Source organism: Streptomyces sp. NPDC003036, from assembly GCF_040611175.1.
Classification (GTDB): Bacteria; Actinomycetota; Actinomycetes; order Streptomycetales; family Streptomycetaceae; genus Streptomyces.
Genome location: NZ_JBEXNO010000019.1, coordinates 67,108 through 92,591, shown reverse-complemented (window position 1 = coordinate 92,591; position 25,484 = coordinate 67,108). Strand labels below are relative to the sequence as shown.

General features: G+C 72.2%; 18 protein-coding genes. 3 read left to right on the top strand and 15 right to left on the bottom strand.

Annotated features, from left to right (window positions below; genetic code table 11):
* Positions 1-36: 36 nt before the first annotated feature.
* Positions 37-2,127: a cellulase family glycosylhydrolase gene (locus ABZX67_RS16435; protein WP_355360273.1), complete on the bottom strand. Its 2,091-nt coding sequence runs from the start codon at positions 2,125-2,127 to the stop codon at positions 37-39.
* A gap of 255 nt (positions 2,128-2,382) precedes the next feature.
* On the opposite strand from ABZX67_RS16435, the gene ABZX67_RS16430 reads away from it, so the two are divergent.
* Positions 2,383-6,231 (top strand): tetratricopeptide repeat protein, encoded by a 3,849-nt coding sequence (locus tag ABZX67_RS16430; RefSeq protein WP_355360270.1) that lies wholly within the window; start codon positions 2,383-2,385, stop codon positions 6,229-6,231.
* Here the strand turns inward: ABZX67_RS16430 and ABZX67_RS16425 are convergent.
* From ABZX67_RS16425 to ABZX67_RS16360, 14 genes are all read right to left on the bottom strand, one after another.
* Positions 6,197-7,507, bottom strand: a complete 1,311-nt coding sequence (locus tag ABZX67_RS16425) for a pectate lyase (protein ID WP_355360267.1) — start codon at positions 7,505-7,507, stop codon at positions 6,197-6,199. The genes ABZX67_RS16430 and ABZX67_RS16425 overlap by 35 nt on opposite strands.
* A gap of 11 nt (positions 7,508-7,518) precedes the next feature.
* Positions 7,519-8,373 carry a rhamnogalacturonan acetylesterase gene (locus tag ABZX67_RS16420; protein ID WP_355360264.1) on the bottom strand — a complete coding sequence of 285 codons (855 nt, stop codon included), beginning with the start codon at positions 8,371-8,373 and terminating at the stop codon, positions 7,519-7,521.
* 113 nt (positions 8,374-8,486) lie between these two features.
* A complete protein-coding gene (locus ABZX67_RS16415; RefSeq protein ID WP_355360261.1) occupies positions 8,487-9,839 on the bottom strand; it encodes a sugar ABC transporter substrate-binding protein in 1,353 nt (450 codons plus the stop codon).
* Between the two features lie 68 nt (positions 9,840-9,907).
* Positions 9,908-11,899 (bottom strand): pectinesterase family protein, encoded by a 1,992-nt coding sequence (locus ABZX67_RS16410; RefSeq protein WP_355360258.1) that lies wholly within the window; start codon positions 11,897-11,899, stop codon positions 9,908-9,910.
* A 28-nt stretch (positions 11,900-11,927) separates the two neighbouring features.
* Positions 11,928-13,475, bottom strand: coding sequence for a glycoside hydrolase 43 family protein (locus ABZX67_RS16405; protein ID WP_355360255.1), 1,548 nt, complete (start codon positions 13,473-13,475; stop codon positions 11,928-11,930).
* A complete protein-coding gene (locus ABZX67_RS16400; RefSeq protein ID WP_355360252.1) occupies positions 13,472-14,326 on the bottom strand; it encodes a PmoA family protein in 855 nt (284 codons plus the stop codon). Before ABZX67_RS16400 ends, ABZX67_RS16405 begins: the two co-directional genes overlap by 4 nt.
* Before the next feature lie 20 nt (positions 14,327-14,346).
* Positions 14,347-15,501: a Gfo/Idh/MocA family oxidoreductase gene (locus ABZX67_RS16395; protein WP_355360249.1), complete on the bottom strand. Its 1,155-nt coding sequence runs from the start codon at positions 15,499-15,501 to the stop codon at positions 14,347-14,349.
* Positions 15,502-15,507: 6 nt separating this feature from the next.
* Positions 15,508-16,419, bottom strand: coding sequence for a carbohydrate ABC transporter permease (locus ABZX67_RS16390; protein WP_355360246.1), 912 nt, complete (start codon positions 16,417-16,419; stop codon positions 15,508-15,510).
* Positions 16,416-17,306, bottom strand: coding sequence for a sugar ABC transporter permease (locus ABZX67_RS16385; protein WP_355360243.1), 891 nt, complete (start codon positions 17,304-17,306; stop codon positions 16,416-16,418). Before ABZX67_RS16385 ends, ABZX67_RS16390 begins: the two co-directional genes overlap by 4 nt.
* A 112-nt stretch (positions 17,307-17,418) precedes the next feature.
* On the bottom strand, positions 17,419-19,170 hold the full coding sequence (gene araD, locus ABZX67_RS16380) for an L-arabinonate dehydratase (protein ID WP_355360240.1): 1,752 nt from the start codon (positions 19,168-19,170) through the stop codon (positions 17,419-17,421).
* On the bottom strand, positions 19,167-20,069 hold the full coding sequence (locus tag ABZX67_RS16375; protein WP_355360237.1) for a dihydrodipicolinate synthase family protein: 903 nt from the start codon (positions 20,067-20,069) through the stop codon (positions 19,167-19,169). Before ABZX67_RS16375 ends, araD begins: the two co-directional genes overlap by 4 nt.
* Before the next feature lie 47 nt (positions 20,070-20,116).
* Entirely contained in the window at positions 20,117-20,755 is a 639-nt protein-coding gene (locus ABZX67_RS16370) for a GntR family transcriptional regulator (protein WP_355360234.1), read from the bottom strand.
* Positions 20,756-20,928: 173 nt separating this feature from the next.
* Positions 20,929-22,107 (bottom strand): hypothetical protein, encoded by a 1,179-nt coding sequence (locus tag ABZX67_RS16365; RefSeq protein ID WP_355360231.1) that lies wholly within the window; start codon positions 22,105-22,107, stop codon positions 20,929-20,931.
* Positions 22,104-23,063 carry a 5-dehydro-4-deoxyglucarate dehydratase gene (locus ABZX67_RS16360; RefSeq protein WP_355360228.1) on the bottom strand — a complete coding sequence of 320 codons (960 nt, stop codon included), beginning with the start codon at positions 23,061-23,063 and terminating at the stop codon, positions 22,104-22,106. Before ABZX67_RS16360 ends, ABZX67_RS16365 begins: the two co-directional genes overlap by 4 nt.
* A 281-nt stretch (positions 23,064-23,344) precedes the next feature.
* Here ABZX67_RS16360 and ABZX67_RS16355 point away from each other — a divergent pair, with 281 nt between their 5' ends.
* Together ABZX67_RS16355 and ABZX67_RS16350 are read left to right on the top strand one after the other, a co-directional pair.
* Positions 23,345-24,154, top strand: coding sequence for an NAD(P)-dependent oxidoreductase (locus tag ABZX67_RS16355; protein ID WP_355360225.1), 810 nt, complete (start codon positions 23,345-23,347; stop codon positions 24,152-24,154).
* A 117-nt stretch (positions 24,155-24,271) separates the two neighbouring features.
* Positions 24,272-25,477: a TerD family protein gene (locus tag ABZX67_RS16350; protein WP_355360222.1), complete on the top strand. Its 1,206-nt coding sequence runs from the start codon at positions 24,272-24,274 to the stop codon at positions 25,475-25,477.
* Positions 25,478-25,484: the final 7 nt, after the last annotated feature.

Below are 25,484 nucleotides of genomic sequence, written 5' to 3'. Positions count from 1 at the left end.
CGGAACGTTCCTTCCGTACGTGGGGGAGGGCGGGGTTCAGGCCGGGGGTGTGCCCCAGGCCAGGGTGGTGCCGGTGTACGCGGGGATCGCGGGGGCGTCGGCGTACGCGGTCACCGTGGAGCGGCTGTAGTCGTTGGCCTCGTTGAAGGCCGACCAGTCCGACTTGGCCATCCGCAGCTGGATGTCACCGGTGTCCCGCCCGGCGGCCAGCGAACCCGCCGCGAAGCTCACCTCCAGATACGCGTCCGCACCGGCGACCGGAGTCGTCAGCGGCACGACCCGCAGCTTCACCTGCGAGCAGCCGACCGCCGCGTAGTCGCAGTAGGCGTTGACGGACGCGGAGCCGTCACGGGTGAAGTAGTAACGCAGCGACACCGTGCTCAGATCCACGGCCGAGGTGCCGGTGTTGGCCACCTGCAGCGAGGGCCGGATGGCGTTGTCCGTCGCCGACGAGTCGTTGTTCTTGTAGCGGACCTTGACCGCGCCGGACGAGGTGCCGGCCGATTCCGTGGTGACGCTCAGCGCTGCTGACGGCGTCGACACATTGCCCGCCGCGTCACGCGCCCGCACGGTATAGCTGTACGCGGTCGAGGCCGCGAGCCCCTTGTCCGTGTAGGTCGTCCCGGTCACGGGCGCCGCGTTCACCTTCGTACCGCCCCGGTACACGTCGTACCCGCTCACGCGGACGTTGTCGGTCGACGCCGTCCACGACAGGGTCACGGAGGACGAGGTCCTGGCGGTGCTGGTCAGACCGGTCGGCGCGGTGGGAGCGGTGGTGTCGGTGGGATCGCCGGGGCCGTCCCCGTACACGTCGCGCAGGCTGACGCCGGTGGTGGTGCCGGAGCCGCCGAGCGGGACCTCGTGGTCGAGGCTGACGAACTTGCCGCCGTGCTGCCACAGGGCGGGCTTGAGGAGGGCGTACTTCTCCTCGTCCCAGGTCTTCCAGTCGCCGAGGAGCAGGCCGCCGGTGTCACCGGAGTTGGGGTTGAGGCACCAGAAGGTCTGGTGGATGCGGTGCTCGACGATGAGGTCGCGGAGCGCGGTCATCCACTTCTGGTTTGGGCCGCCGTCGAGGAAGCCGCCCCATTCGCCGATGAGCAGCGGGGCCTTGTTCTCCTTGTGGAGGTAGAGCCAGTTGGGGTCCCAGACGTCGCGTTCGAGGGTGGTGCGGTTCCAGTCGCCGGTGAACCAGGGCTGGAGGTGGACCAGCGGTCCGTAGTCGTGTGGGGAGTAGACGAGCTGGTCGTTGTGGGCGCCCAGGTCGACGGGGTGGTCACGGACACCGCGCAGGTTCCCGCCCCACCAGGTGGAGTGGTAGTCGGTCGGGGTGGTGGAGGTCCAGCTCACGCCCGCCTTGGGGTAGATCTCGATGCCCTCGCAGAGCACGAGCAGGTTCGGGTTGATGGCGAGCATGCGCTTGCCGGCGGTCTCGCAGACGTACTTGAAGTTGTCCTGGTCCGTCGAGCCGTCCCACTTGGCGCGCGGGCTCGTGCTCGCGGTGCCGTGGGGCTCGTTCTTGACGTCCATGGCGACGAGCGTGTCGTCGTTCTTGTAGCGCGCGGTCACCCACTCCCAGGCGGTGTAGAAGTCCTCGGAGGTGATGGTGCCCTTCCACCACACCGGGTGGACGTGCCCGGAGTTGTCGGCCTCGGCGCTGTGCACGTCGAGCATGACCTTGATGCCGTACCGCTTGCAGAGGGCCAGCCAGGTGTCGAAGACCTCCAGGGAGGTCTTGCCGGCGATCTCGGGGTTGGCGTAGGCGTTGACGCCGCTGGGGACCGCCGCCCGGCCGTTCTTCCACTCCAGGAGGAGCTGGGTGGAGATGGGCACGCGGACGATGTTGATGCCCCGGTCGGCCATGGACTTGGTGATCTCGGTGATGTTGCCGGACCAGAGCCCGTGGAAGACGCGCTCGCCGGCGTTGAAGCCGAACCAGTTGGCGCCGGTGAGCCAGACCTCGTCGCCGTTCGCGTCGACGATCTTGTTGCCCTGAGTGTGCAGCCAGTCGTCGCCCGGGGCGGCGTCGGCGGCGGCCCCCGGCTCGGCTGACTGCACCGCGGGCCTGTCGGCGGCCGTGTCCGCGGCCCACACGTCGGGCCCGGCCGCACCCAGCAGCCCGACGGTCATCACCGCGGCGACGAGCGCCCGGACACGTCGGAGCGGCCCGCGGGGGCGGCGGTTTCTTGTTGGTGACTGTCCCACTGTGTGCCCTTCTGTCGTTTTGTCGAGACGAGAAGCACGTTCAGTTGTGGGAGCGCTCCCAATTACGCGATGTTCATGAAGCCAGGAGGTACGGGAAGTGTCAACATCCCGGACGGAATCGGATACGACTGGCGATACTACGGAGGGAGTTGTGCCGGATCCGGTACGAGGGGGTGGGCGATGTCCGGGGCGAGGAATCGGGGCGGCAGGTCGCGGGGGGAGCTGATCCGGCAGCGGGCGCGGGCGCGGTTCGTGGGGCGGCGGGAGCAGCTGTCCATGTTCGCGGAGAACCTGGGCAAGGACCCGGAGGGCGAGGCGGATCCGGCGGAGTTCCTGTTTCATGTGCGCGGGGTCGGCGGGGTCGGCAAGTCCACGCTGCTGCGGCAGTGGCAGGAGACGGCGCGGGGCGCGGGCGCCGTGACGGCGGTGGTGGACGAGAGCGATGTCCACGGCGTACAGCAGGCGCTGGCGGAGCTGGCGCGCCAGTTGGCCGAGCAGGCCGGTCCGCTCAAGGAGTTCGACCGGGCGGCCGAGCAGTACCGCAAGGAGCAGGAGGCGGCCGCCGAGCCGGTGCCGATGGAGGGCATGGGCCCGGCGGGCGTCGAGCCGTCGATGTCGAGCCGGGTGGTGTCGCAGGCCGCGCTGGGGGCGGCGTCGCTGATACCGGGCGTCGGCATGGTGACGGCGATGGCGAACCCGGACGCCGCGGCGCAGGGGCTGGACCGGTTGCGTACCGGTGCGCGGGCGCGCGGGCGCCGGGGGCGCGGGGGTGACGCGAGCGGGGTGAGCCGGGCGTTCGTCACCGAGCTCGGCAAGCTGTGCGACCGGTACCCGTGGGTGGTGCTGTTCTTCGACACCTGGGAGCAGACCGGCCGCTATCTGGACGGCTGGCTGCGGGACCTGCTGGACGGCGCGTTCGGGCCGGTGCCGGCCAATGTGATGCTGGTGCTGGCCGGGCGCGACGAGCTCGCGGAACGGGACTGGGCTTCGCTGCGGGCGGTGGTGGCGGACGTGCCGCTGGAGGTGTTCACCGAGGCGGAGACGCGGGCGCTGCTGGCCGCGCGGGACGTGACGACGCCGGAGGTCGTGGAGGCGGTGCTGCAGCTGTCGATGGGGCTGCCGCTGCTCGTGGACCTCCTGGCGCATGCCCGGCCCGGCGCCGCCGAGGAGGTGGACGCGGGCGGGGACGTGGTGGACGCGGCCGTCGAGCGTTTCGTGCAGTGGATCACGGACCCGCGGCAGCGCGAGACGGTGCTGGCGTGCGCGCTGGTGCCGCACCTCAACGAGGACGTGTTCGCCGCGGCGGCGCCAGAGGAGGCGCGAGGGCTGTGGGGGTGGCTGTGCGGGCAGCCGTTCGTCAGCGGCTACGGCGGCTTCAAGCAGTACCACGCGGTGGTGCGCGCGAGCATGGTGCGCCAGCAGCGCACCCACTCCCCCCAGCGCTGGACCTCGGCACATCTCCATCTCGCCGACACGCACGCCGCCTGGCGCGCCGCCGCCGAACACGGCCTTCCCGAGGGGCGGCGCTGGGACGATCCCCGCTGGCTCCGGCACCGCCTGGACGAGACGTACCACCGGCTGTGCGCCCAGCCCGCCGCCGAGTTGGAACCGGCGCTGGAGCAGGCCGCCCACGCCGCGGGGCAGGACACGGCGGCCCTGCGGCAGTGGACCGACATCCTCGAACAGGCGGCCCGCGACACGGCCGATCCCGCGCTGCTGTCCTGGGCCGACCGTCTGCAGAGCGCCGTCGCCGGCGCCGACCCCGCCGAGGCCTGCCTCACCGCGCTGCTGGGCCACGGCCGGCTGAGCACCGCCACGCGGGCCTGGTGCCACACGTACCGGGGCAGGCACCTCTACCGCGTCAACCGCAATGAGGAGGCCATCGCCGAACTCGACCGTGCTGTCGCCGCCGACCCGCGCAATGTCCGCGCATGGGCCTACCGGGGGGAAGCCCATCGCTGGCTCAACCACCTCGCCCAGGCCATCGCCGACCAGACGGCCGCTCTCGCCCTCACCCCCGACGACGCCCTGGTCCTCGCCCAACGCGGGGAGACCTACTGCGCGGATGGGCGCTATGACGAGGCCATCACCGATCTCACCGCAGCGCTCACCCTCGACCCCGCCCTCGCCTGGGCTCTCGTCGCCCGGGGTGAAACCCACCGCTTGGCCGGCCGCTATGACGACGCCGTCACCGACTTCACCGCCGCGATCGACCTCGACCCCACCTACGCCTGGTGTCTGACGACCCGTGGAGAGGCCCACCGCCAGGCAGGCCGTCACGACAAGGCCATCGCCGACTTCACCGCCGCGCTCGACATCGACCCCACCGATGGGTGGGCCCTCGCCCAACGCGGAGAGTCCCACCGCCTGACCGGCCGCTACGACCAAGCGGTCACCGACCTCACCGCCGCGCTCGACATCGAGCCCACCGACGCCTGGTGCCTCAGTGCCCGGGGAGAGGCCCACCGCCAAGCCGGCCGCTACGACCGGGCCATCGCCGACTTCACGGCCGTACTCGACCTGGTGCCGGACAGCGGCTGGGTCCTCTCCCGCCGTGGAGAGGCACACCGGCAGAACGGTCACTACGACCGGGCCATCGCCGACCTCACCGCCGCACTCGACCTGGACCCCACCGACGTCTGGGCCCTCGGCTCGCGCGGGCAGACTCACCGCCAGGCCGGCCGCCCTGACCAGGCCATCGCCGACTTCACCGCCGCACTCGAACGCGACCCGGCGTACGCGTGGGGCCTCGCCCAGCGCGGAGAGACCCACCGGCAGAACGGCCGCTACGACGAGGCCGTCACCGACTTCACCGCCGCACTCGAACTCGACCCCACCGACACGTGGGCCCTCGCCCAACGCGGAGAAGCGCACCGCCAGGCAGGCCGCCACGACAAGGCCATCGCCGACCTCACCGCCGTACTCGACGTCAAGCCCGACAACGCCTGGGTCCTCGGCTCCCGTGGGCAGGCTCTCATCCACACCGACCACCACGATCGGGCCATCGCCGACCTCACCGCCGCACTCGACCTGGACCCCACCCTCGGCTGGGCCCTTGCCGCCCGTGCCCAGGCCCACCGCATGGCCGGCCATCACGACCAAGCCGTCACCGACCTCACCGCCGCACTCGACCTCGACCCCACCGACACCTGGGCCCTCGCCGAACGTGGCAGCGCCCACGGCGAAGCCGGCCGCCACGAGCAGGCCATCACCGACTTCACCGCCGTGATCGACCTCGAGCCGTCCTACGCCTGGGCCCTCGCCGCTCGTGGACATGCCTACGGCGAGACCGGCCGCCACGACCAGGCCATCGCCGACCTCACCGCCGCGCTCGACCTGGACCCGGCCCTGCCCGGGGCCGTCGCCCGGCGTGGCGAAATGCACCGCATGACCGGCCACTACGACCGGGCCATCGCCGACCTCACCGCCGCACTCGAACGCGAGCCCACCAACGCCTTGCTCCTCGCCCACCGCGCGGAAGCCCACCGCCAGGCCGGCCACCACGAGCAGGCCATCGCCGACCTCACCGCCGCACTCGACCTCGGCCTCACCGACGCCTGGGCCTTTGGTCTACGAGGCGTCGCCCGTCGGCAAGCCGGTGACCACGCCGGGGCCCGTGACGACCTCGAGCGCGCCTGCGCGGCCCTGCCCGATGATCCCGGCGCTCGGTTCGAGAAGATCATGCTGGACACGGTGGAGTCCGGGATCACGGCATGCGCCGAGCAGTGGACCGAATTGCTCACCTCTCCGAGGCGGACGCTGGAAGAGAACGCCGCAACGCATTTCGCGCTGTTCCGCGCGCTGCTCCTCGAACCCGACAGCGACATCGCCGAGGCCACCGAGGTGTTCCTCTCCGGCACCCCGGACCACGACACCGTGGCCGACCTACTCCTCTACCTCGCCGAGCTCTCGGCTCTCGACGGTGAGCCGGCGGACCGCGCGCGGCGGTGCCGCCGGCTCATCGAGGCGTGGGAGCGCCCGGGGACGGACCGGGTCAGCGGAGCCTGCCCGCGCCCGCCCGCGCCGTGACGAGTCCCGGCAGGGCACGGGGGTCGTCGACCCTCGTCCGCAGAGCCGGGGTCCAGCCCGCGCCGGAGCGGAGCGTCTCGGCCGGTATCTCCGCGTTGTGCACGGCGATGAGGTCGACCGGACGGCCGTTGACGTAGTTGCCGAGGGCCGTCACCGGGGCGTCCTTCCACTTCTTCAGGATGCGCGCGGCGCTCACCCCGGCCGGGAGGCTGAAGGAGTTCTTCTCGGCGTACAGGCGCGACTCCTGGCCGATGCCGAAGGTGTACGCGTAGGGCTGACCCTTCTTCACCACGTGGTGGTTGTTGTACGCGTCGACCTGGCCGAAGCGGACGCGCGGGGCCCGCTCGATGACGCCGGAGAAGAGATTGTGGTGGAGCGTCACCTTGAGCTTGCCCGCGTCGGTGGCGGCCGCACTGTCGCTGTTGCCGATCATCAGGGTCTTGTCGTGGTCGGCGAACACATTCCAGGAGGCGGTGATGTGGTTGGCGCCCCGCACGATGTCCAGTTCGCCGTCGTGCTGCTGGTACACCTCGCCGTAGTAATGGGGCAGCGAGCTGTCGGGGTACCGGCCGTCGGTGAAGGTGTTGTGGTCGATCCACACATGGGTGGAGCCGTACACCACCATCGCGTCGTACTCGGAGTTCCAGGCGCCCGTGGCACCGTCCGTCGGGTCCCACTGGGGGAAGCAGTCGAGGGGGCTCTCCAGCGTCAGGTTGCGGACGATGACGTTGTCGACGTGCTGGATCTGGAGGCTTCCACCGGTGATGCCGGCGTCGTCGCCGACGCCCACGATGGTGGTGCGGGCGGGGACGGCGGCCTTGATGGAGGCGGCCTGCTTCTTGGCGGAGGCGGCGCGCAGCTCCTCCTGGGGGCCGCTGACGGGGGTGTCGCGGCCCCACACCGCCGGGTCGTAGTCGGCGAGGTACCGGTCGAAGTCGTACCCGTCGGCCTCGAAGGACGCGCAGCCGCCCTCGGTGGCGTTGAGGGTGCCCACCACCCGGATGATCCTGGGCGCGCCGCCGGTGTCGGCGGCGAGCGCGGCCTTGAACCGGGCCCAGGTGGTGACGGTGTACACATGCTCGGGCGCGGCGGCGGCCCCGCCCGTGGTGCCCGGGCCCTCGGCGGCCCAGCCGTCACGGGCCGGGAGGGTCTGCCGGGCGAGGTCGCGCGGCGCGGGCGCGGCGGCGGCCGCGGCGGGTGCCGTGCCCGTACCCGTCAGGGCGAGCACCAGGGCGGCGCATCCGGCGAGCGCCGGCGCGGATCTGTAGGGACGCATTGCGGCTCCTGTCATGTCTGTGGGGAGGTTGCGGGCTCGGGCCAGCCGATCCACTCGGCGGGTACGGGGTCCTCCAGCCGCCGTACGTGGCGCGGCTCCAGCACTCCGGCCGCCAGCAGGCCCGCCGCCACCAGCCGCGCCACCTCGATGGCGCCGCGCGGCCGGAAGTGGGTGTTGTCCTGCTCGCCGTCCGGGAAGTTCGGGGACTCGCCCGGCGCGAGCCACAGGAAGTACTCCTTGGAGGGCTCGGGGCCGAGCCTGCGCCACTCGGCGAGACTCGACTCCTGTACGTCGACGAGGGCGACGCCCTCCTCGGCCGCCAGCGCCCGCATGGCCGCCGGGTAGGCGCCGTGCGTCGGCACGGGGCTGCCGGACGCGTCGAACTTCCGCCGCTCGACGGAGGTCAGCAGCACCGGCCTCGCCCCGCGCGCCCTGGCCCCGGTCACGTACTGGCGCAGATGGTCCTGGTAGGTGGTCCACGGCTCGGTGTAGCGGGTGGGGTCGGCCGACTTCTGGTCGTTGTGGCCGAACTGGATCAGCAGGTCATCGCCGGGGCGCAGCACCTCAAGGACCGCGGCGAGGCGCCCCTCGTCGATGAAGCTCTTCGAACTGCGGCCGTTGACCGCGTGGTTGGCGACGGCGAGGCCCGGCGTGAGGAAGAAGGGGAGCGCCATGCCCCACCCCGTCTCGGGCGCGGCGTCCGCGTACTTCTGCGCGGCGGTGGAGTCTCCGGCGATGTGGAGGGTGCGCGGCCGGAGGCGGGCCGGGGTGTGGGCCCGGGCCTCCCCCGCGGCGGCGGGCACCAGCGGCAGGGAGGCGGCGAGCGCCGCCACGGTCTGCACGGTCTGTCTGCGGCTCAGGGACATGGGTGCGTGCTCACTCTCGTACGGCGGTGCGGAGAGGGGTGGAGCGGCCGGTGGCGGGGGGCGCGACGTGGTCACCGCCACCGGCCGGTTCGGGGGCCGGACGGGGAACCGGCTCAGCTCTTGTTCTGCTCGTTCCACTCGGCGCGCGCCGTGTCGAGCTGCTTCGCGAGCGTGTCCAGGAACTGCTTCGCGGTCATCTGGCCGAGCAGCACCTTCTGGAAGTTCGGCTCGTTGTCGGCCTTGCTGATCTTGTTCCAGTCGGGGAGGTAGTACGGCAGCTCCACGATCTTCGTGGATCCGTCGGTGAGCGCCTGCGCGCCGAGCTTCGTCGCCTCGGCGTCCCGCAGCCACGCGTCGGCCTGGGCGTCCTTGTTGGCCGGGATGGCGCCCGCGGAGGCGTTCCACTTGCTGTTGGACTCGTGCGAGACGGCGAACTCGATGAACTTCCACGCCGCGGCCTTGTTCTTGCTGGTCCTGAAGAGGCCGAGGCCGTCCACCGGGTTGGAGACCTGGACGCGCTTGCCGTCCGGGCCGACCGGGTTCGGGATGCCGGCGAACTTGTCCTTCCCGAGCGCCTTCACGTGGTCGGTGTAGGAGCCGAGGTTGTGGCTGAGCATGCCGATGGTGCCGGTGTCGAACTGCGCGACCATCTTCTTGAAGTCGTTGTTGACATCCGCCGCGGGCGTCGTCTTCTTGTACAGGCCGACGTACTTCTCCAGGGCCGCCACGTTCTTCGGGTCGTTGACGGTGGTCTTGTCGCCCTCCCAGAAGGAGGTGATCCCCGACTGCCCGTACATGGCGTCCAGCGCCTGTGCGATGGACCCGGAACCGCCCCGGATCGTGTAGCCGAACTTGTTGCTCTTGGCGTCGGTGAGCTTCTCGGCCGCCGCGTAGAACCGGTCCCAGGTCGTCGGCGGCTCCAGACCCGCCGCCTTGAACAGGTCGGTGCGGTAGTAGAGGGTGCCGTTGCTGGCGGAGGTGGGCACGGAGTACAGCTCGTCGCCGCGCCCGCCGGCCGACTTGACCGAGTCGACCATCGTCTCGACCAGCTTGCCCTTGAGGGAGGAGTCCTCGATGCGGTCGCCGACCGGGTCCAGGGCGTTCTGGGCGACCATGTTGGCGAGGTAGGCCGCGCCGACGCCGCCGACGTCCGGAAGGCCGCCGCCCGCGATGGCGGTGTCGTACTTGGACTGCACGTCTTCGCTCGGGACGGGCACGTACTTGACCTTGATGTCCGGGTTCTTCGCCTCGAAGTCCTTGATGATCTCCTGCCAGACGGCGGTGCGGACGCCGCCGTTGTTGTCCCAGAAGGTGATCGTGCCCGTGCCGGAGCCCTCGCCGCCGCTGCCGCCGGTGCCGTCGTCACCGCACGCGGTGGCGGTGAGGGCGAGCACCGCGGTCAGGGACACGGCGGCGACCGCCGTACGTCTGGTGCTGTGTCCGGTGCTGTGGTGTGGCTTGGTCATGGTCGGCTCTTCTCTCTCGGTGCGTGCGGGAGTCACGGGAATCACGGGTGTCACGGGAGTCGCGGGTGTCACGGGAGTCGCGGGGAGTCCTGCGGGGCCCAGCCGTCCCGGCCCGCGAGGTAGTCGGCGACCTCGTGGCGGGCCGCGTCGGCGTCGGACATCTGCGGGCGGTCGGCGGTGACGGCGGCGCCCGGGCCGTACGTGCGGTACTCGCTGAAGCGGGCGTCCTTCCACGAGAAGCCGCCCATGTCGGTCCACGGCGACGCCTTGATCGCGGCGGGCAGCTCCGTCTCCCGGAAGAGGACCTGACCGATCGCGTCCGGGTTGCCGCCCGGGTGCCAGGGCCGGCCGAGGTGGAAGGAGCCGGCCGGGGCGTCGCTGACGACGCGGGAGCGGGTGATGAGGAAGCCGTACGGGTTGTCCTTCCAGGTGCTGGCGGCGGTGACGTACCCGTTGTTCGTGGTGGAGCCGCGGCTCAGCGCCCGGATCAGCGACCCCTCGATGACCGTCGTCGCCCGTCCGTAGACGAAGTCGACGTCGCCCTCGATGTACGAGTCCCGGATGTAGACCCGGCTGATGGCGTCCAGCCGGGGGCTGTCGGTCATCAGGGTGTCCTGGTTGCCCTTGAAGGCGGTGTTCTCGAAGACGATCCGGTCGCCGGTGGTCTTCATCGCCAGCGCCTGCTCGGCGCCCAGCTCGACCGCCGCCTCGTCGAAGTCGTTGACGAAGGTGAGGTTGCGGGCCGAGACGTCGGAGGCGGCGATCAGCACGGTGGCGCTGGCGCTGGATCCCCCGTACGCGTTCGGCGTGTCGTACACGATCACCGTGTCCGCCCGGTCCCGGCCCGTCCCGGCCAGGGCGATCCTCGGCTTGTCGGCGGGGACGCGGACCTTCTCGCGGTACGTCCCCGGCGCGATCCGCACCGTCACGAGCCCGTCGTTGCCGGCCGGCACGGCGTCCACGGCCGCCTGGACGGTGGGGTACGCGGCCGGCACGTCGAGCACGGTGTCGACGCCGATGGTCTTCTGCGGGCCGGAGAAACGCTTCACCAGGGCGGGCACGGCGGCGGCCGGGTCGAGCCGGTAGGCGTAGAAGGCGCGCGGGTCGAAGGCGGTCCCCCACTCGTCCCGGCGGCCGGTCGTGTCGCGCAGGATCGAGCCGCGCTCGACCAACTCCGCGGTGGCGTCGGCCTGGTAGGGGTGCTGGACGTCCTCGTAGAAGCTGTTCTCGATGACCATCCGGGTCCGGCCGCGGGCGTAGGTGCCGTACGACCAGACGGGGTCGCCGTCGTCGACCTGCGTGGAGAGGTAGTTGTTGTAGAGGTGGGCGTAGGCGCAGTTGTCGGCGGACGGGTTGCGCTGCTTGGTGCCGCTGAACCAGTTGTGGTCGATGGTGATCTGGGTGGTGACGTTCTCCGTCCAGCCGATGCCGAACGCCTTGTTGTGGGTGTCGAAGCGGTTGTACGAGACGGTGACGTACTGGCTGTCCTTGCGGACGTCCAGCAGCCCGTCGCCCATGTGCGTGAAGCGGTTGTGGTCGATCCAGACGTGGTGGACGGAGTCCATCTGGATGGCGTCGAAGTCGCTGGTCTTGCCGTCCCAGTCGCCCTCCACGTACGAGTCGCGGATGGTGAGGTTGCGGATGATGACGTTGTGCGTGCCCGGCTTGAGCTGGAGCTCGCCGTGGACGATCTCGCCGCTCGTGCCGACGCCGACGATGGTCTTGTCGGAGGCGACGGTGATGGACGATCCGAACGGCTCGACGTCGATCGCGCCCGCGACGCGGATGACGTACGGCTCGGCGGCGCCCGCGTACTTCGCCAGGTCGGCCTGGGTGCGTACGGTGACGACCTTGCCGCCCTTGCCGCCGGTGGTGCCGCCGGCGAGGGAGGCGAATCCGTGGGGTTCGTCGGCCCAGTGCCGGTTGGCGTGCTGCTGTACGGGGGCGGGGGCGGGCGCGGCCTCGGCCGGGACGATCGCGCCCAGGCCGAGTGCGGCCGCGAGGGCGGTGACCGCGGCCAGGGCCCTGCCCGGCAAGCGCTTGCTGCATCGGTACGGCATGGCGGCTCCCATCGACGTGCAGGAAAGGTCAGCTGACGTGGAACTCGGTGAACGTGGCCGTCCCGGCGCTGCCCTGTCCCGGGGGCGCCACCGCGAACAGGCCGAGCAGGGCTCCCACCCAGCGCCAGGGCGTGGCGGCGAAGACCTGGCCGGAGGGCCGCCGGCCCTCCCCGATGCCGGTGTCGTACGAGAACCGGCAGCGCGCGCCCGGCGACACCTCGACGCGCAGCCTTACCCGCCCGCCTCCGGCAACCGGCACCACGCGCGCGTGCGCCGCGTCCCGTTCCCGCTCGGCGACCGGCTCGGCGAACCGGTGGACCAGCCGCAGCTCGCCCTGGCCGCCCCGCTCCAGCCCGATCCACGAGAAGGCGTCGCCCAGGACGGCGAGACCCGCGCGGGCCCCCGGTTCGGCGGACTCCAGGGTCAGGGCCACCTCGGCGGTGAACGTCTCGGCGGGCAGCCGCTGCGTGAGGACGTTCGGCAGGAGGCGCAGGTCGTGGGCGTGCTCGGTCCGGACGCAGGCGAGGCGCAGCCCGTCACCGCCGTGGGCGGCGGTCCAGCCGGGCTCGGGGTTCGCGGTCCACTGCCACTGGCGCCCGTACCGCCCGCCGGGGAAGGCGTCGTCGGTCGCCGGGGCCTCGACGGGCTGGGGCGGTCCTGCGGGCTTGCGGTGGACGCGTACGGGCTCGCCCGCGTCGCCGATCACCGGCCAGCCGTCGTCCGCGTCCCACGCCATCGGCTGGAGGTGGACGACCCTGCCGTACGCTCCGCGCGCCTGGAAGTGCAGGAACCAGTCCTCGCCCGCCGCGCTGCGCACCCAGCCGCCCTGGTGGGGCCCGTTGACGTCGGTGGCGCCCTGGGCGAGCACGACCTTCTCCTCGTACGGGCCGAAGAAGTCGCGCGAGCGGAAGGCGCCCTGCCAGCCGGTCTCCACTCCCCCGGCCGGGGCGAGGATCCAGAACCAGCCGTCGTGCCGGTACAGCTTGGGGCCCTCCAGCGTGAACCAGCCGGGGATGCGGTCGCCGTCGACGATGACCTTGCCGTCGTCGAGGAGGGCGCGGCCGTCGCGGCTCATGCGGTGGCCGGTGAGCCGGTTCTTCACGCCGGAGCGGGACTTGGCCCAGGCGTGGACGAGGTACGCCTCGCCGGTCTCCTCGTCCCACAAGGGGCAGGCGTCGATAAGGCCCTTGCCCGCCTTGAGGAGGTACGGCTCGCTCCACGGGCCCCGGATGTGCTCGGCGTTGATCTGGTAGATCCCGTGGTCCGGGTCGCCCCAGAAGATCCAGAAGCGCCCGTCGGCGTGGCGCAGGGACGGCGCCCACACCCCGCGGTCGTGGCGCGGCGCGGCGAAGTCGGCGGCCGGCTCCAGCCGGTCCAGGGCGTGCCCGAGGAGCGACCAGTTGACGAGGTCGCGGGAGTGGAGGAGGGGCAGCCCGGGGGCGCGGCCGAAGCTGGAGGCGGTGAGGTAGAAGTCCTCGCCGACGGCGATGACGTCGGGGTCGGACCAGTCGGCGTTGAGGACCGGGTTGCGGTAGGTTCCGTCGCCGAGGTCCGCCGTCCATACGGGTGGGGTCACGACAGGGCCTTCCGTACGAGGGCGGCGGCCCCGTCGCGCTCCAGCGGGCCGTCGGCGACGACGGTCACCACGCGGCGGACGACCGTGGCGCCGGCCGGCAGGGGCAGCCGGGTGTCCCAGGCGAGCGCGGAGCCGACGCCGGGGTACTCCTCGGTGCGGACGAACCAGGGGTCGCGGCGGGTGGCGTCGGTGGCTCCGGCGAAGACGAGCGTCCAGTCGGGGCCCGCCAGGGCCAGCCAGTCGGCGGTGCGCCCGTGCACGGCTGACTCGCCCTCCGCGTCGGCGGTGAAGACGCCCGGCGCCGCCGGGCCCTTGGGGGCGCGCCAGAAGAAGCCGCCGTAACCGGCGCCGGGGCGGCCGTTGGTGGCGGGCGATCCGATGGAGAGGTCGTCGGGGCCGGGGTTGGTGAGGGAGTAGGTGAAGTCCAGCGCCCAGGCGGTGGGGGTGAGTGCGGTGGCGGCGACGGTACGGCGCTCGCGCAGCAACTCGCGGCCGTCGGCGCGCCAGACCAGGTCCTCCATGAAGCCGTCCGGGTCGCACAGCTTCCAGTCCTCGTGGCGCTGTTCGCCGTGGTTGTCGAGGTCCGTCGGTCCCCGGCCGCGTACGAAGGTGCGCCCGCCCCAGAAGTTGCGGCCGGCGACGTCGGGGACGGCGACGGAGACGCCCAGGTGGTGGAGGTGGTCGTCGGGGAGCTCCTCGGTGACGGGGGTGCCCTTGAGGGTGGTGACGGGATGGAGGTACGGGCGGGGCGCGAGGTCGGGGGCCAGGGCGGCCGGCTGGTAGAGGTAGCGGCCGACGGGCCGTCCCGCGCAGCGCAGGACGAGGTCCTTGGCCGTCGTCGGGGACGACATGGGGGAATGGCTCGGGGAAGTCATCGGGGATTCGCCTCCAGCTCGGAGAAGAGGGAGAGGGTGTCGGCGCTGGCCCGGACGAGCGCGTCGATGCCCTTCACCACCCGGCGCGGGGCGCTTTCGCCGGGTGCGGCGTACCAGGCCCCGGCGGGGAGCTGCCGGGGTTCGGGGGCGGTGCGGACGGCTTCGACGAGCCGCATGAAGGCGCCCGTGCGGTGGGGCGGGACCAGCAGCTCCTCGCCGGCGGTCAGATGGCCGACGAGGTTCTCCAGCAGGTCGGTGCGGCCGTGGAGGGTCTCGGCCGGTCCGTGTCCGGCGCGCTGCACGAGCACGCGGTCCTGCTTGTACCAGAGGGTGACGCGTCCGCGGGTGCCGTGGACGACGACGTACGGCTCGCCGGGCTCCTCGGCGCAGAGCGTGACGGCCACGGTGACGCGGGTACCGCGTGCCGTGGTGAGGCGTACGCAGGAGGTGTCGTCGGCCTCGATGGCGTTGGCGCGGGCGAGCTCCAGCTCGATGGCGGCGACGTCCTCGGCGTGCGGGCTGCCGTCGAGGGCGAGGGCGGTGGCGACGGCGTGGGCGAGGGGGTTGGTGAGCACACCGTCGACGACGTCCGTGCCGTCGTCGAGGCGCCGCTTGCCGGCCCACGGGGAGCGGCGGAAGTACGCCTCGTCGCGCGCCCAGGCCCCGGCGGCGCCGATGCCGGTGACGTCGCCGACGGCGCCCTCGGCGACCAGCGAGGCGATGGCGGGCAGGGCGTGCGAGCCGAGCGACTGGAAGCCGATCTGGCAGACGGTGCCCGCGGCCCGTACCCCGTCGGCCATCCGCCGGAACTCCGCGAAGGAGGGGGCGGGCGGCTTCTCCAGCAGGATGTGCGTCCCGCGCGCGGCGGCGGTGAGGGCGAGGTCGGTGTGGGTGTCGATGGGGGTGCAGATGACGGCGATGCCGCCGTCGCCTGCGCCCGTCGCGTCCAGCAGGGCGCCGAAGTCGTCGGACTGGAGCGGGGGCTGGAGCGGGGAGCCGAGGCCGTCGAGCTCGGCGGCGTCGAGGGGGCGCAGCTCGCAGACGCCCGCGAGGCGTACGAGCCCGGCCCGCTGGAGGCGGTGGATGTTGAGCAGGTGCCAGCGGCCGTGGCCGCGGGCGCCCGCCAGCACCACCGGGATGGGGTTCCTCATCCGTGGTCAGCCCTTCACCGCGCCGGCGCTGAAGCCGGTGATCAGCCACTTCTGGATGAAGGCGAAGACGATGACGACGGGTACGGCCGCGACGACACCGCCCGCCGCGAGCGCGCCCAGGTCCACGCTGTCGGCGCCGATGAGGGTGTTGAGGCCGACCGGGATCGTCTGCTTGTCCTGTTCGCTGAGGAACATCAGGGCGAAGAGGAAGTGGTTCCAGCTGTGGACGAAGGCGAAGGAGCCGACCGCGATGAGCCCGGGCCGCAGCAGTGGCAGGACCACGGCGAGGAAGGCCCGCAGGCGTGAGCAGCCGTCCACCCAGGCGGCCTCCTCCAGGGAGACCGGCACGTTCTTGATGAAGCCGCTGATGAGGATGATCGACAGGGGCAGCTGGAAGACGGTCTCGGCGATGATGACGCTGCCCAGCGAGTTGATCATCTGGAGGTTGCGGAAGATCTCGAAGAGCGGCACCAGCATCAGCGCGCCCGGGATGAACTGCGAGCACAGCAGCGCCAGCATGAAGCCGTTCTTGATGCGGAAGTCGAAGCGGGCGAGCGCGTAACCGCCGGAGAGGGCCACGAGCGTGGTCGTCACGAGCGTCACCAGGCCGACGATCATGCTGTTCTCGAAGAAGATCCCGAAGCTGCGCTCGGTCCACACCTTCTCGAAGTGCTCGAAGGTCATGGGCCACGGCAGGAGGGAGGTGGAGCCCGCCGGCCGGACCGCGAACAGCAGCATCCAGTAGAACGGGACGAGCGTGAACAGCAGGTACAGCCCGAGCGGGAGGTAGATCTGCCAGCGCGGTACGTCGTCGAAGGCGCGCTCGCGCTTGGGGGTGCGCGACCGGGACGGGGGTGGCGGGCCGTCGGGCGAGGTCATGGGGGCGCGGGTGCCCTTCTCGGCGAGTTGGGCGGTCATGAGCGGTCGCCTCCGAACTTGCTCAGGCGCAGATAGAGGATCGAGCAGAAGAGGAGGATCACGAACGCGACGGTGGTCAGCGCGGAGGCGTAACCGAAGTCGTGGCCCTCGATACCGGTGTTGGCGATCATCAGCGGCAGGGTCGTGGTGACTCCGGCCGGGCCGCCGCCGGTGAGCGTGTAGAGCAGGTCGACGTTGTTGAACTCCCAGACGCCGCGCAGCAGCGTGGAGAGGATGATCGCGTCCTTCAGGTGCGGCAGCGTGATGTGGAAGAACTGCCGCAGCCGTCCGGCGCCGTCGACCGACGCCGCCTCGTACAGGTCCCTCGGGATGGACTGGAGGTCGGCGAGGATGAGGATGGCGAAGAAGGGGACGCCGCGCCAGAGTTCGGCGAGGACGGCCGCCCAGAAGACGGTGCCGGTGTCGGAGAGCACGGAGGTGCCGTACGCGCCGATGCCGGCGTCCGCGAGGTAGCGGCTCAGCCCGGTGGAGGGGTTGTAGAGCAGCATCCAGATGGTGGTGGTGAGGACGCCGGAGACGGCCCACGGGGAGAAGACCAGCGCGCGGGCGAAGGCGCGGCCGACGAAGGTCTGGTTGACCAGCAGCGCCAGGACGAGCCCGAGGGCGAGCTGCAGGCCCACCTGGACGACGACCCACTTGGCGCTGAAGCCGAGGGTGGACCAGAAGAGCGGGTCCTCGGTGAAGATCCGGGTGAAGTTGTCGAGGCCGGCGAAGCCGTTCTTCCAGGGCTTGGTGACGTTGTAGTGCTGGAGGCTGTAGTAGAAGACGCTGAGCACCGGGTAGGCGATGAAGCCGAGCATCAGCAGAGCGGCGGGCGCGATCAGCAGATACGGCAACCGGCGTGGTACGGCCGTGGCGTGGGCCATGGCATGTCTCCGTTCATCGAACATGGGGAAGCGCTTTCCGGATGCCGTTCGGTATCCCGGACATGCGAGGAGGGGCGGTCGGGCACCGAAAGGACGGCTCCGGGGAGGCGGTTCAGCCCGCGTAGGGGTCCGGCACCTCACCGCTCCTGGCGAGGAACGCGAAGTCACAGCCGGTGTCGGCCTGGGTGATGTGCTCGCTGTACAGCGCGCCGTAGCCGCGTTCGTACCGGACCGGCGGCGGCGTCCAGGCGGCCCTGCGGCGCGCCAGCTCCTCGTCGTCCACGTCCAGGTGGAGGGTGCGCGCCTCGACGTCGAGGGTGATGAGGTCGCCGGTGCGCACGAGGGCGAGCGGCCCGCCGACGTACGACTCGGGCGCGATGTGCAGCACGCACGCGCCGTAACTGGTGCCGCTCATCCGGGCGTCGGAGATCCGCACCATGTCCCGCACCCCCTGCTTGAGCAGGTAGTCCGGGATCGGAAGCATGCCGTACTCGGGCATGCCGGGGCCGCCCTTGGGTCCGGCGTTGCGCAGCACCAGCACGTGGTCGGCGGTGATGCCGAGGGCCGGGTCGTTGATGGTGCGCTGGAGGGTGCGGTAGTCCTCGAAGACGACGGCGGGCCCGGTGTGCTTGAGCAGGTGCGGCTCGGCGGCGATGTGCTTGATGACGGCTCCGTCGGGGCAGAGGTTGCCGCGCAGGACGGCCACGCCGCCCTCGCTCGCGAGCGGGTTGCCGCGGGGGCGGATGACGTCGTCGTCGTGGACGAGCGCGCCGTCGAGCTGTGCGCGCAGGGTGTCGTGGGCGACGGTGGGCCGGTCCAGGTGGAGCAGGTCGGTGATGCGGGAGAGGAAGCCGGGCAGGCCTCCGGCGAAGTGGAAGTCCTCCATGAGGTGGCGCCCGCCGGGGCGGAGGTTGGCCAGCACGGGCACCGTGCGGGCGATCCGGTCGAAGTCGTCGAGGGTGAGCCGGACCCCGGAGCGGCCCGCCATGGCGATCAGGTGGATGACGGCGTTGGTGGAGCCGCCGAGCCCGAGGACGGTCGTCACGGCGTCCTCGTACGCCTCTCGGGTCAGGATCGCCGACAGCTTCAGGTCCTGGCGTACGAGGTCGACGATCCGCATGCCGGCGGCTGCGGCCATCCGGTCGTGGCCGGAGTCGACGGCCGGGATCGAGGAGGCCCCCGGCATGGTGACGCCCAGGGCCTCGGCGGCGGCCGTCAGGGTGGAGGCGGTGCCCATGGTCATGCAATGGCCGGGCGAGCGGGCCAGGCCGTTTTCCAGCTCGGCCATCTCGCAGTCGCCGATGAGCCCGGCGCGCTTGTCGTCCCAGTACTTCCACATGTCCGTGCCGGAGCCGAGGACCTCGCCGCGCCAGTGGCCCGGCAGCATCGGCCCGGCCGGTACGAAGACGGCGGGCAGGTCGGCGGAGGCGGCGCCCATGAGCAGCGCGGGCGTCGACTTGTCGCAGCCGCCCATCAGCACGGCCCCGTCCACCGGGTAGGAGCGCAGCAGCTCCTCCGTCTCCATGGCGAGGAGGTTGCGGTAGAGCATGGGGGTGGGCTTCTGGAAGGTCTCGGAGAGCGTGGAGACCGGGAATTCGAGCGGGAAGCCCCCGGCCTGCCACACGCCCCGCTTCACGGCCTGGGCGCGGTCGCGGAGGTGGACGTGGCAGGGGTTGATGTCGGACCAGGTGTTGAGGATCGCGATGACCGGCTTGCCGAGGTGCTCCTCGGGGAGGTAGCCGAGCTGCCGGGTGCGGGCGCGGTGGCTGAAGGAGCGCAGCCCGTCCGTGCCGTACCACTGGTGGCTGCGGAGCTGTCCGGGGTTGGGGGCTGCCGGCCGGTTCATGTCTCCCAGCTGGTTCATATCTCCCAGCCCTTGACGATGTCGGCGATCTCGGCGCGGCGCGCCTCGGGCAGCGGGCGGCTCGGCGGACGCACGTCGCGGCGGCACAGCCCGAGCACCTCCAGGGCCTCCTTGACGACGGTGACGTTGTTGGCGGACTGGTCGGCGGCGCGCAGCTCCTCGAAGGGCCGGATCCGCTCCCACACCTCGGCGGCGGCCGCGTAGTCGCCGCCGCGCAGGGCGTCGCGCATGGCGAGGGAGACGGCCGGGGCGACGTTGACGAGCCCGGAGGTGAAGCCGGTGGCGCCCATGGCCCAGTAGGGGGGCGCGTACAGCTCGGCGAGGCCGGCGATCCACACGAACCGCTCCAGCCCGGCGTCGCGGGCGACGGCGCCGAAGCGGGCGGCGTCGGCGACGGCGTACTTGACGCCGATGACGTTCGGGCACAGCTCGCCGAGGCGGGCGATGGCGGCGCCGTCGAGCAGGGGGTTGCGGACGTACGGCACGACGCCGAGCTCGGGGACGGCGTCGGCGATCTCGCGGTGGTAGTCGATCCACCCGTCGCGCGAGACGTACGGGTGGACGGGCTGGTGCACCATCACCATGCCGGCGCCGACGCTGCGGGCGTGCCGGGCGGCGGCGACGGCGGTGGGCAGGTCGTGCCCGACGCCGACGAGGACGGCGGCGCGGTCGCCCGCGTCCGCCACGGTCAGCTCGGTCACCAGGCGCCGCTCGTCGGGGGTGAGGGCGTAGAACTCCCCGGTGTTGCCGTTGGGGGTGAGGGTGCGTACGCCGCTGTCGAGCAGCCTGCGCAGCAGGGCGCGGTACGCGTCCCGGTCGACACCGCCGTCGGGGCCGAAGGGGGTCACGGGGATCGCGACGACGTCCGCGAGCGCCGCCCTCGGTGATGCGTGGTCCATGCGGCTGTCCTTGTCTGTCTTCTCGGGAGAGTTCACGAGCGGAGAGTTCACGAGCTGGGGAACGCCCGCTCGACGAACGAGGCGATGTGCTGGTGCAGCGCCCGCGCGGCGCCCTCGGCGTCCCCGGCGACCGCCAGGCTCAGGATCCGCCGGTGCTCGTCGGCCTCGCGCTGCCAGGACGGCTCGGCGCTCCAGGCGACGGTCGACACGAGCGCGGCCTGGTCGCGCACCTCGTCGAGCATCCGCGCCAGCAGCGGGTTGCCGCAGTGCGTGTACAGGGCGCGGTGGAACTCCCGGTTGGCGAGCGACCGTTCGGCCTGGTCGGCGGCGTTGTCCGCGTCGACCAGCGCCTGTCCGGCGACCTCCAGGGACGCCCCCCGCCCGATGGTGCGCCGCAGCGCCTCGGGCTCCAGGAGGAGCCGTACGTCGTAGACCTCGCGCGCCATCGCGGCGTCGACGGTGCGGACGGTGGCGCCCTTGTACTGGCTCATGACGACCAGCCCGGTCCCGGCGAGCGTCTTCAGCGCCTCGCGCACCGGCGTCTTGGACACCCCGTACTGCGCGGCCAGTTCGGTCTCCACCAGCGCTTTGCCGGGGGCGAACCGCCCGGTGAGGATCGCGTGCTTGATCGCCTCCAGGACGTACTGGGTGCGGGACGGTATCGGGGTGGGGGCGGCGAAGGCCATACGGGCGGCTGCTCTCATATCTCGCGTATCGCGTCTCATATATGACGTACGAAGTACGACGGGTTGAAGGTAGGGCGGCGGCAGGGTCACGTCAACGCTTCGGACGAAAAAGGCCCGGCCGGATCGGCCGGGCCGCAACGGCGGGCGTCCGCACGGGCGTTGAGCGCCGGGCGTCAGCGCAGGGCCCGCAGCGCCTCCTTCACCGCCGCGAGGTCCGGGGCCGAGGCCAGCCCCGCGTGGTAGAGGCGCAGGTCGGTGGCGCCGAGGGTGCGGGCGCGGCGGGCGTCGGCGGCGAGCGTGGCCGGGGAGCCGCCCATGCCGGAGACCACCGTGAAGTTCGCCGCCAGGACGGTGTCCCCGCGCGCGTACCCGGCGAACGGCGGGAGCACCGACTCCGCGCCGCCGCCCGTGCAGGGCAGGACGACGCCGTCCGCGACGGACAGGATGTGCGCGGGGTCCACGCCCGCGTTGGCGCCGGTGCGGTACGGGGCGGGGTCGGCGTGCAGCAGGACCCGGAAGCCCGGCGGCGCGGCCGCCCGGACCGCCGCGACGCACGCCTCCTGGAGGGTGCGGGCGGCGCGGGTGCGCCAGGCGAGGGTGGCGTCGGCGAGCCCCGCGCCCAGCAGCTTCCCGACGGCCGGCCACCCGGCGCCGGCGGATCCGCCGGAGGCCCACACCGGTTCCAGGGCGCGGCGCACGGCGGCGCCGAGCTCGTCCGGGTCCAGGCCGTCTCCGGCATACCCGGCGCGGCAGGTGTCGCAGAAGCACAGCGACATCAGGTACTGCGCGGCGTCCCCGAGGGCGACGCCGCCGGTCTTGTCGTGGGCGTGCAGGTGGGCCATGCCGTACCAGCCGCACGACTCCAGCTCGGTGCCGCGCGCCCCGGGGCGTACCGCTGCTTCGGCGGCGAGCTCGACGAGGTAAGCCTGCACGTCGGGCCGGGCGATGCACGGCGCCCAGGGGTAGCGGTCGCCGTACGCGTTGACCACCGAGGTGTCCGGGTGCTCGGCGCCGAGGCGGGAGCTGTGCGCGAGGACGACCCAGCTGTGCACGTCGAGCCCGGCGTCCGCCAGGGCCTCGGCGGCCTCGCCGTACGCGTCGCCGGGCGCCCAGTCCCCGGCCGGGTACGGGCGCAGCGGGTGGCGGTCCCAGCGGCCGGGGTCCGGCGGGTAGAGGACGGCGGCGTACGCGGCGGTGACGACGCGGTGGCGCGGGTGGAGCGGGGTCAGGGCGCGGGTGGAGTGGTACGCGGAGGCGAGCGTGACCTGCCGGACGCCGAGGTCGGCGATGCGGGCAGGGGCGTCCGGGTCGCCGATGACGTCCCAGGGGTAGAGGAAGGCGGAGGCCCTCACCGCTCGTCTCCCGGGCCGGCGGCCAGCAGGGCGCGGCCGCGCTCGACGAGCCGGGCGAGCTCCTCGACATGGGCGGGTGCGGGCTCGCTGAGCGGCGGGCGGACCTCGCCGACGTCCAGGCCGCCGAGCCGTACCCCCGCCTTGACGAGGGAGACGGCGTAACCGCGTCCCTGGGCGCGCAGTTCGACCAGCGGCCGGTAGAAGCCGTCGATGAGCCGGTCGGTGGTCGCGTCGTCGCCGTCCCGCAGCGCCCGGTGGAAGGCGAGGGCGATGTCGGGCGCGAAGCAGAAGACGGCGGAGGAGTAGAGCGTGACGCCGATGCCCCGGTAGGCGGGGGCGGTCAGTTCGGCGGTGGGCAGGCCGTTGAAGTACAGCAGGTCGAGCCCTTCGGCGCGTACGGCGCTGACGACGCGCTGCATCAGGTCGAGGTCGCCGTACCCGTCCTTGAGTCCGATGACGCCGTCGACGCGGGCGAGCGCGACGGCCGTGGCCGGGGTGAGGACGGCGTTGTCGCGCTGGTAGACGATGACGTCGAGGGAGGTCGCCCCGGCCAGCGCGGTGTAGTGGCGCAGCAGGCCCGCCTGGTCGGCCACGACGAGGTAGGGCGGCATGGCGAGGAGCCCGTCCGCGCCCGCCTCCTCGGCGAGGCGCGCGTACCGGACGGCGAGCGCGGTGCCGTATCCGGTGCCGGCGACGACGGGCACCCGCCCGGCCGCCTCCTCGACGGCGGCGGCGACGCAGGCGCGGAACTCCTCCGGCGTGAGGGCGTGGAACTCCCCCGTGCCGCAGCAGGCGAAGACGGCGGCGGCGCCCGCCTCGATGCCGCCGCGCACGTGCGCGCGGAACGCGTCGAGGTCGAGCGCGCCGTCCGGCCCGTACGCGGTGACGGGGAAGAACAGCAGACCGTCGAGTCGGCCGGCGAGCGGTGCTCGACCGGGGGACGGGGCAGAGGTCACGGGCGCTCCCTGAACAGCCGTCGCACACACTCGTGCACGATTCTGACCGATGTTTATATTTCTGAACGCCGCCACGCTAGGGCAGCCGTCTCGGGCCGGTCAAGGCGCCGCGTGGCGGAAAACCGCGACACTGGCATGGAGTTGAGCGGGTACTCGTCCCCCCTTGACGCTGTTCGCGCCCGCTCTCTAGCGTGTCCACGCTTGTGAATGCCGTCTACGTCGTTGAGCCAAGTAGACACATTGAGCAGTCGAGCCGTCGGCCCTACCGAGGAGATCCGCCCATGCCCGCTCCCCGCACCGTCCTGCTCACCGGCGCCGCCGGCGGCGTCGGCACCCTGATGCGGGGACTGCTGCCCGCGTACGGCTACGACCTCCGGCTCCTCGACGTGACGCCCATCGACGGCGAGCCGGACGCCATCACCGCGGACCTGGCCGACCAGGACGCCCTGCGCGAGGCGGTCCGGGGCGTGGACGCGATCGTCCACCTCGCGGGCATCTCCCTGGAAGCCCCCTTCGAGAAGATCCTGCGCGCCAACATCCAAGGCACGTACAACCTCTACGAGGCGGCCCGCGAGGCGGGCGTACGGCGGATCGTCTTCGCCTCCAGCAACCACGCCGTCGGCTTCACCCCGCGCCCGCACGGCTCGGACCCGCTGATCCCGGTCGACACCCCGCACCGCCCGGACACCCTCTACGGCCTGTCCAAGTGCTTCGGCGAGGACCTGGCCCAGCTCTACTGGGACCTGCACGGCATCGAAACCGTCTCCGTACGGATCGGCTCCTGCTTCATGGAACCCACCTCCGTACGGATGCTGTCCGTCTGGCTGAGCCCGGGCGACGGAGCCCGCCTCTTCCACGCGGCCCTCACCGCCGAGGACGTACACCACACCGTGGTGTACGGATCGTCCGCCAACACCCGCCTGTGGTGGGACCTGTCCTCGGCGCGGGCGCTCGGCTACGAGCCCGAGGACGACTCGGAGCAGTACGCCCCGAAGCTCGTCGCCGAGCACGGCGAGCTGGACGACGCCAACCCGGAGCACCGCGTCCTGGGCGGCCACTTCGCCACCAACCCGCCGCAGTGGCCGCACTGAGCCGTGACGCGCGGGCCACGGCGGCCAGGGCCCCCGGGGTCCCCGGCCCGTAACCGGAGTGGCCGAAGAGAGCGCAGGTAAGGGAACGGCAAAGCGGTCCCGGTCGTTACGTCTGGCATGACAGCTATGACCCCCGGCTCGAACATCCCCCTCGCCGTCACCCGGGTGGCGGTGGACGTCTCCGCGCCCGTGCGGCTCGACGTATCGGGCCTGCTGCTCACCGCCGAAGGCAAGGTGCGCTCCGACGACGACTTCATCTTCTACAACCAGCCCTCCGGCCCCGGTGTCACCTACCGGTCCGGCGGCGGCACCGCCCCGGACGCGGTGATCGTGGACACCGCCGCCGTGCCGCCGGCCATCGAGAAGATCGTCGTCACCGCCAGCCCGGACGCGGCGGGGCAGACCTTCCAGGGCATCGAGCCGACCGCGACCATCCGCGACGCCGACGGCGGCACCGTCCTCGCCACCTTCACACCGCCGCGGCTGGGCGCCGAGACGGCGCTGGTCGTGGTGGAGGTGTACCGCCGGGGCGGCGCCTGGAAGGCCCGCGCGGTCGGCCAGGGGTACGCCAACGGGCTGGCGGGAATCGCGACCGACTTCGGCGTGTCGGTGGAGGAGGAGCCGGCCGCGGCAGCGGCCCCCACGCCCGCCCCGGCGCCGGTGGCTGCGGCGCCCGTGACCCCGGCGCCGGCCCCCGCCGCGCCTCCCGCACCCGCCGCGCCGCCGGCCGCCCCCGCCTCCACCGGGAAGATCAACCTCGACAAGGGCCGCGTCAACCTCCAGAAGAACCAGACCGTCTCCCTCGTCAAGGGCGGCCGCCCGCTGCTCTCCCAGGTCAAGATGGGCCTCGGCTGGGAGCCCGCGTACCGCGGCAAGGACATCGACCTCGACGCCTCCGTCATCGCGTACGGCCCGCAGCGCAACCACCTGGACAGCTGCTACTTCGGCAAGCTGTCCATCCTGGGCGGCGCCGTCAAGCACTCCGGCGACAACCTCACCGGCGAGGGCGCCGGCGACGACGAGGTGATCACGGTCGACCTGGGCCGGCTGCCGGCCGACGCGACGGGCCTGGTCTTCACCGTCAACTCCTTCTCCGGGCAGAAGTTCACCGAGGTCGCCAAGGCCTACTGCCGGCTGATGGACGCGGCCACCGGCGAGGAGCTGGTCCGCTTCGACCTCACCACCGCCGAGCCGCAGACCGGCGTGATGATGGCGAAGCTCATCAAGCAGTTCTCGGGCGAGTGGGACATGACCGCGATGGGCGAGTTCGTGAAGTCGCGCACGGTCCGCGGCATGGTGAAGCCGGCGGCGCAGGCACTGTGACACCCAC

Excerpts from the sequence above, each read along its gene's own strand:
- ABZX67_RS16435 (WP_355360273.1), bottom strand. The coding sequence starts at position 2,127 with ATGACCGTCGGGCTGCTGGGTGCGGCCGGGCCCGACGTGTGGGCCGCG.
- ABZX67_RS16415 (WP_355360261.1), bottom strand. The coding sequence starts at position 9,839 with ATGACCAAGCCACACCACAGCACCGGACACAGCACCAGACGTACGGCG.
- ABZX67_RS16350 (WP_355360222.1), top strand. The coding sequence starts at position 24,272 with ATGACAGCTATGACCCCCGGCTCGAACATCCCCCTCGCCGTCACCCGG.
- ABZX67_RS16420 (WP_355360264.1), bottom strand. The coding sequence starts at position 8,373 with ATGTCCCTGAGCCGCAGACAGACCGTGCAGACCGTGGCGGCGCTCGCC.
- ABZX67_RS16410 (WP_355360258.1), bottom strand. The coding sequence starts at position 11,899 with ATGCCGTACCGATGCAGCAAGCGCTTGCCGGGCAGGGCCCTGGCCGCG.
- ABZX67_RS16430 (WP_355360270.1), top strand. The coding sequence starts at position 2,383 with ATGTCCGGGGCGAGGAATCGGGGCGGCAGGTCGCGGGGGGAGCTGATC.
- ABZX67_RS16385 (WP_355360243.1), bottom strand. The coding sequence starts at position 17,306 with ATGGCCCACGCCACGGCCGTACCACGCCGGTTGCCGTATCTGCTGATC.
- ABZX67_RS16355 (WP_355360225.1), top strand. The coding sequence starts at position 23,345 with ATGCCCGCTCCCCGCACCGTCCTGCTCACCGGCGCCGCCGGCGGCGTC.
- ABZX67_RS16370 (WP_355360234.1), bottom strand. The coding sequence starts at position 20,755 with ATGGCCTTCGCCGCCCCCACCCCGATACCGTCCCGCACCCAGTACGTC.
- ABZX67_RS16375 (WP_355360237.1), bottom strand. The coding sequence starts at position 20,069 with ATGGACCACGCATCACCGAGGGCGGCGCTCGCGGACGTCGTCGCGATC.
- araD (WP_355360240.1), bottom strand. The coding sequence starts at position 19,170 with ATGAACCAGCTGGGAGACATGAACCGGCCGGCAGCCCCCAACCCCGGA.
- ABZX67_RS16400 (WP_355360252.1), bottom strand. The coding sequence starts at position 14,326 with ATGTCGTCCCCGACGACGGCCAAGGACCTCGTCCTGCGCTGCGCGGGA.
- ABZX67_RS16390 (WP_355360246.1), bottom strand. The coding sequence starts at position 16,419 with ATGACCGCCCAACTCGCCGAGAAGGGCACCCGCGCCCCCATGACCTCG.
- ABZX67_RS16425 (WP_355360267.1), bottom strand. The coding sequence starts at position 7,507 with ATGCGTCCCTACAGATCCGCGCCGGCGCTCGCCGGATGCGCCGCCCTG.
- ABZX67_RS16395 (WP_355360249.1), bottom strand. The coding sequence starts at position 15,501 with ATGAGGAACCCCATCCCGGTGGTGCTGGCGGGCGCCCGCGGCCACGGC.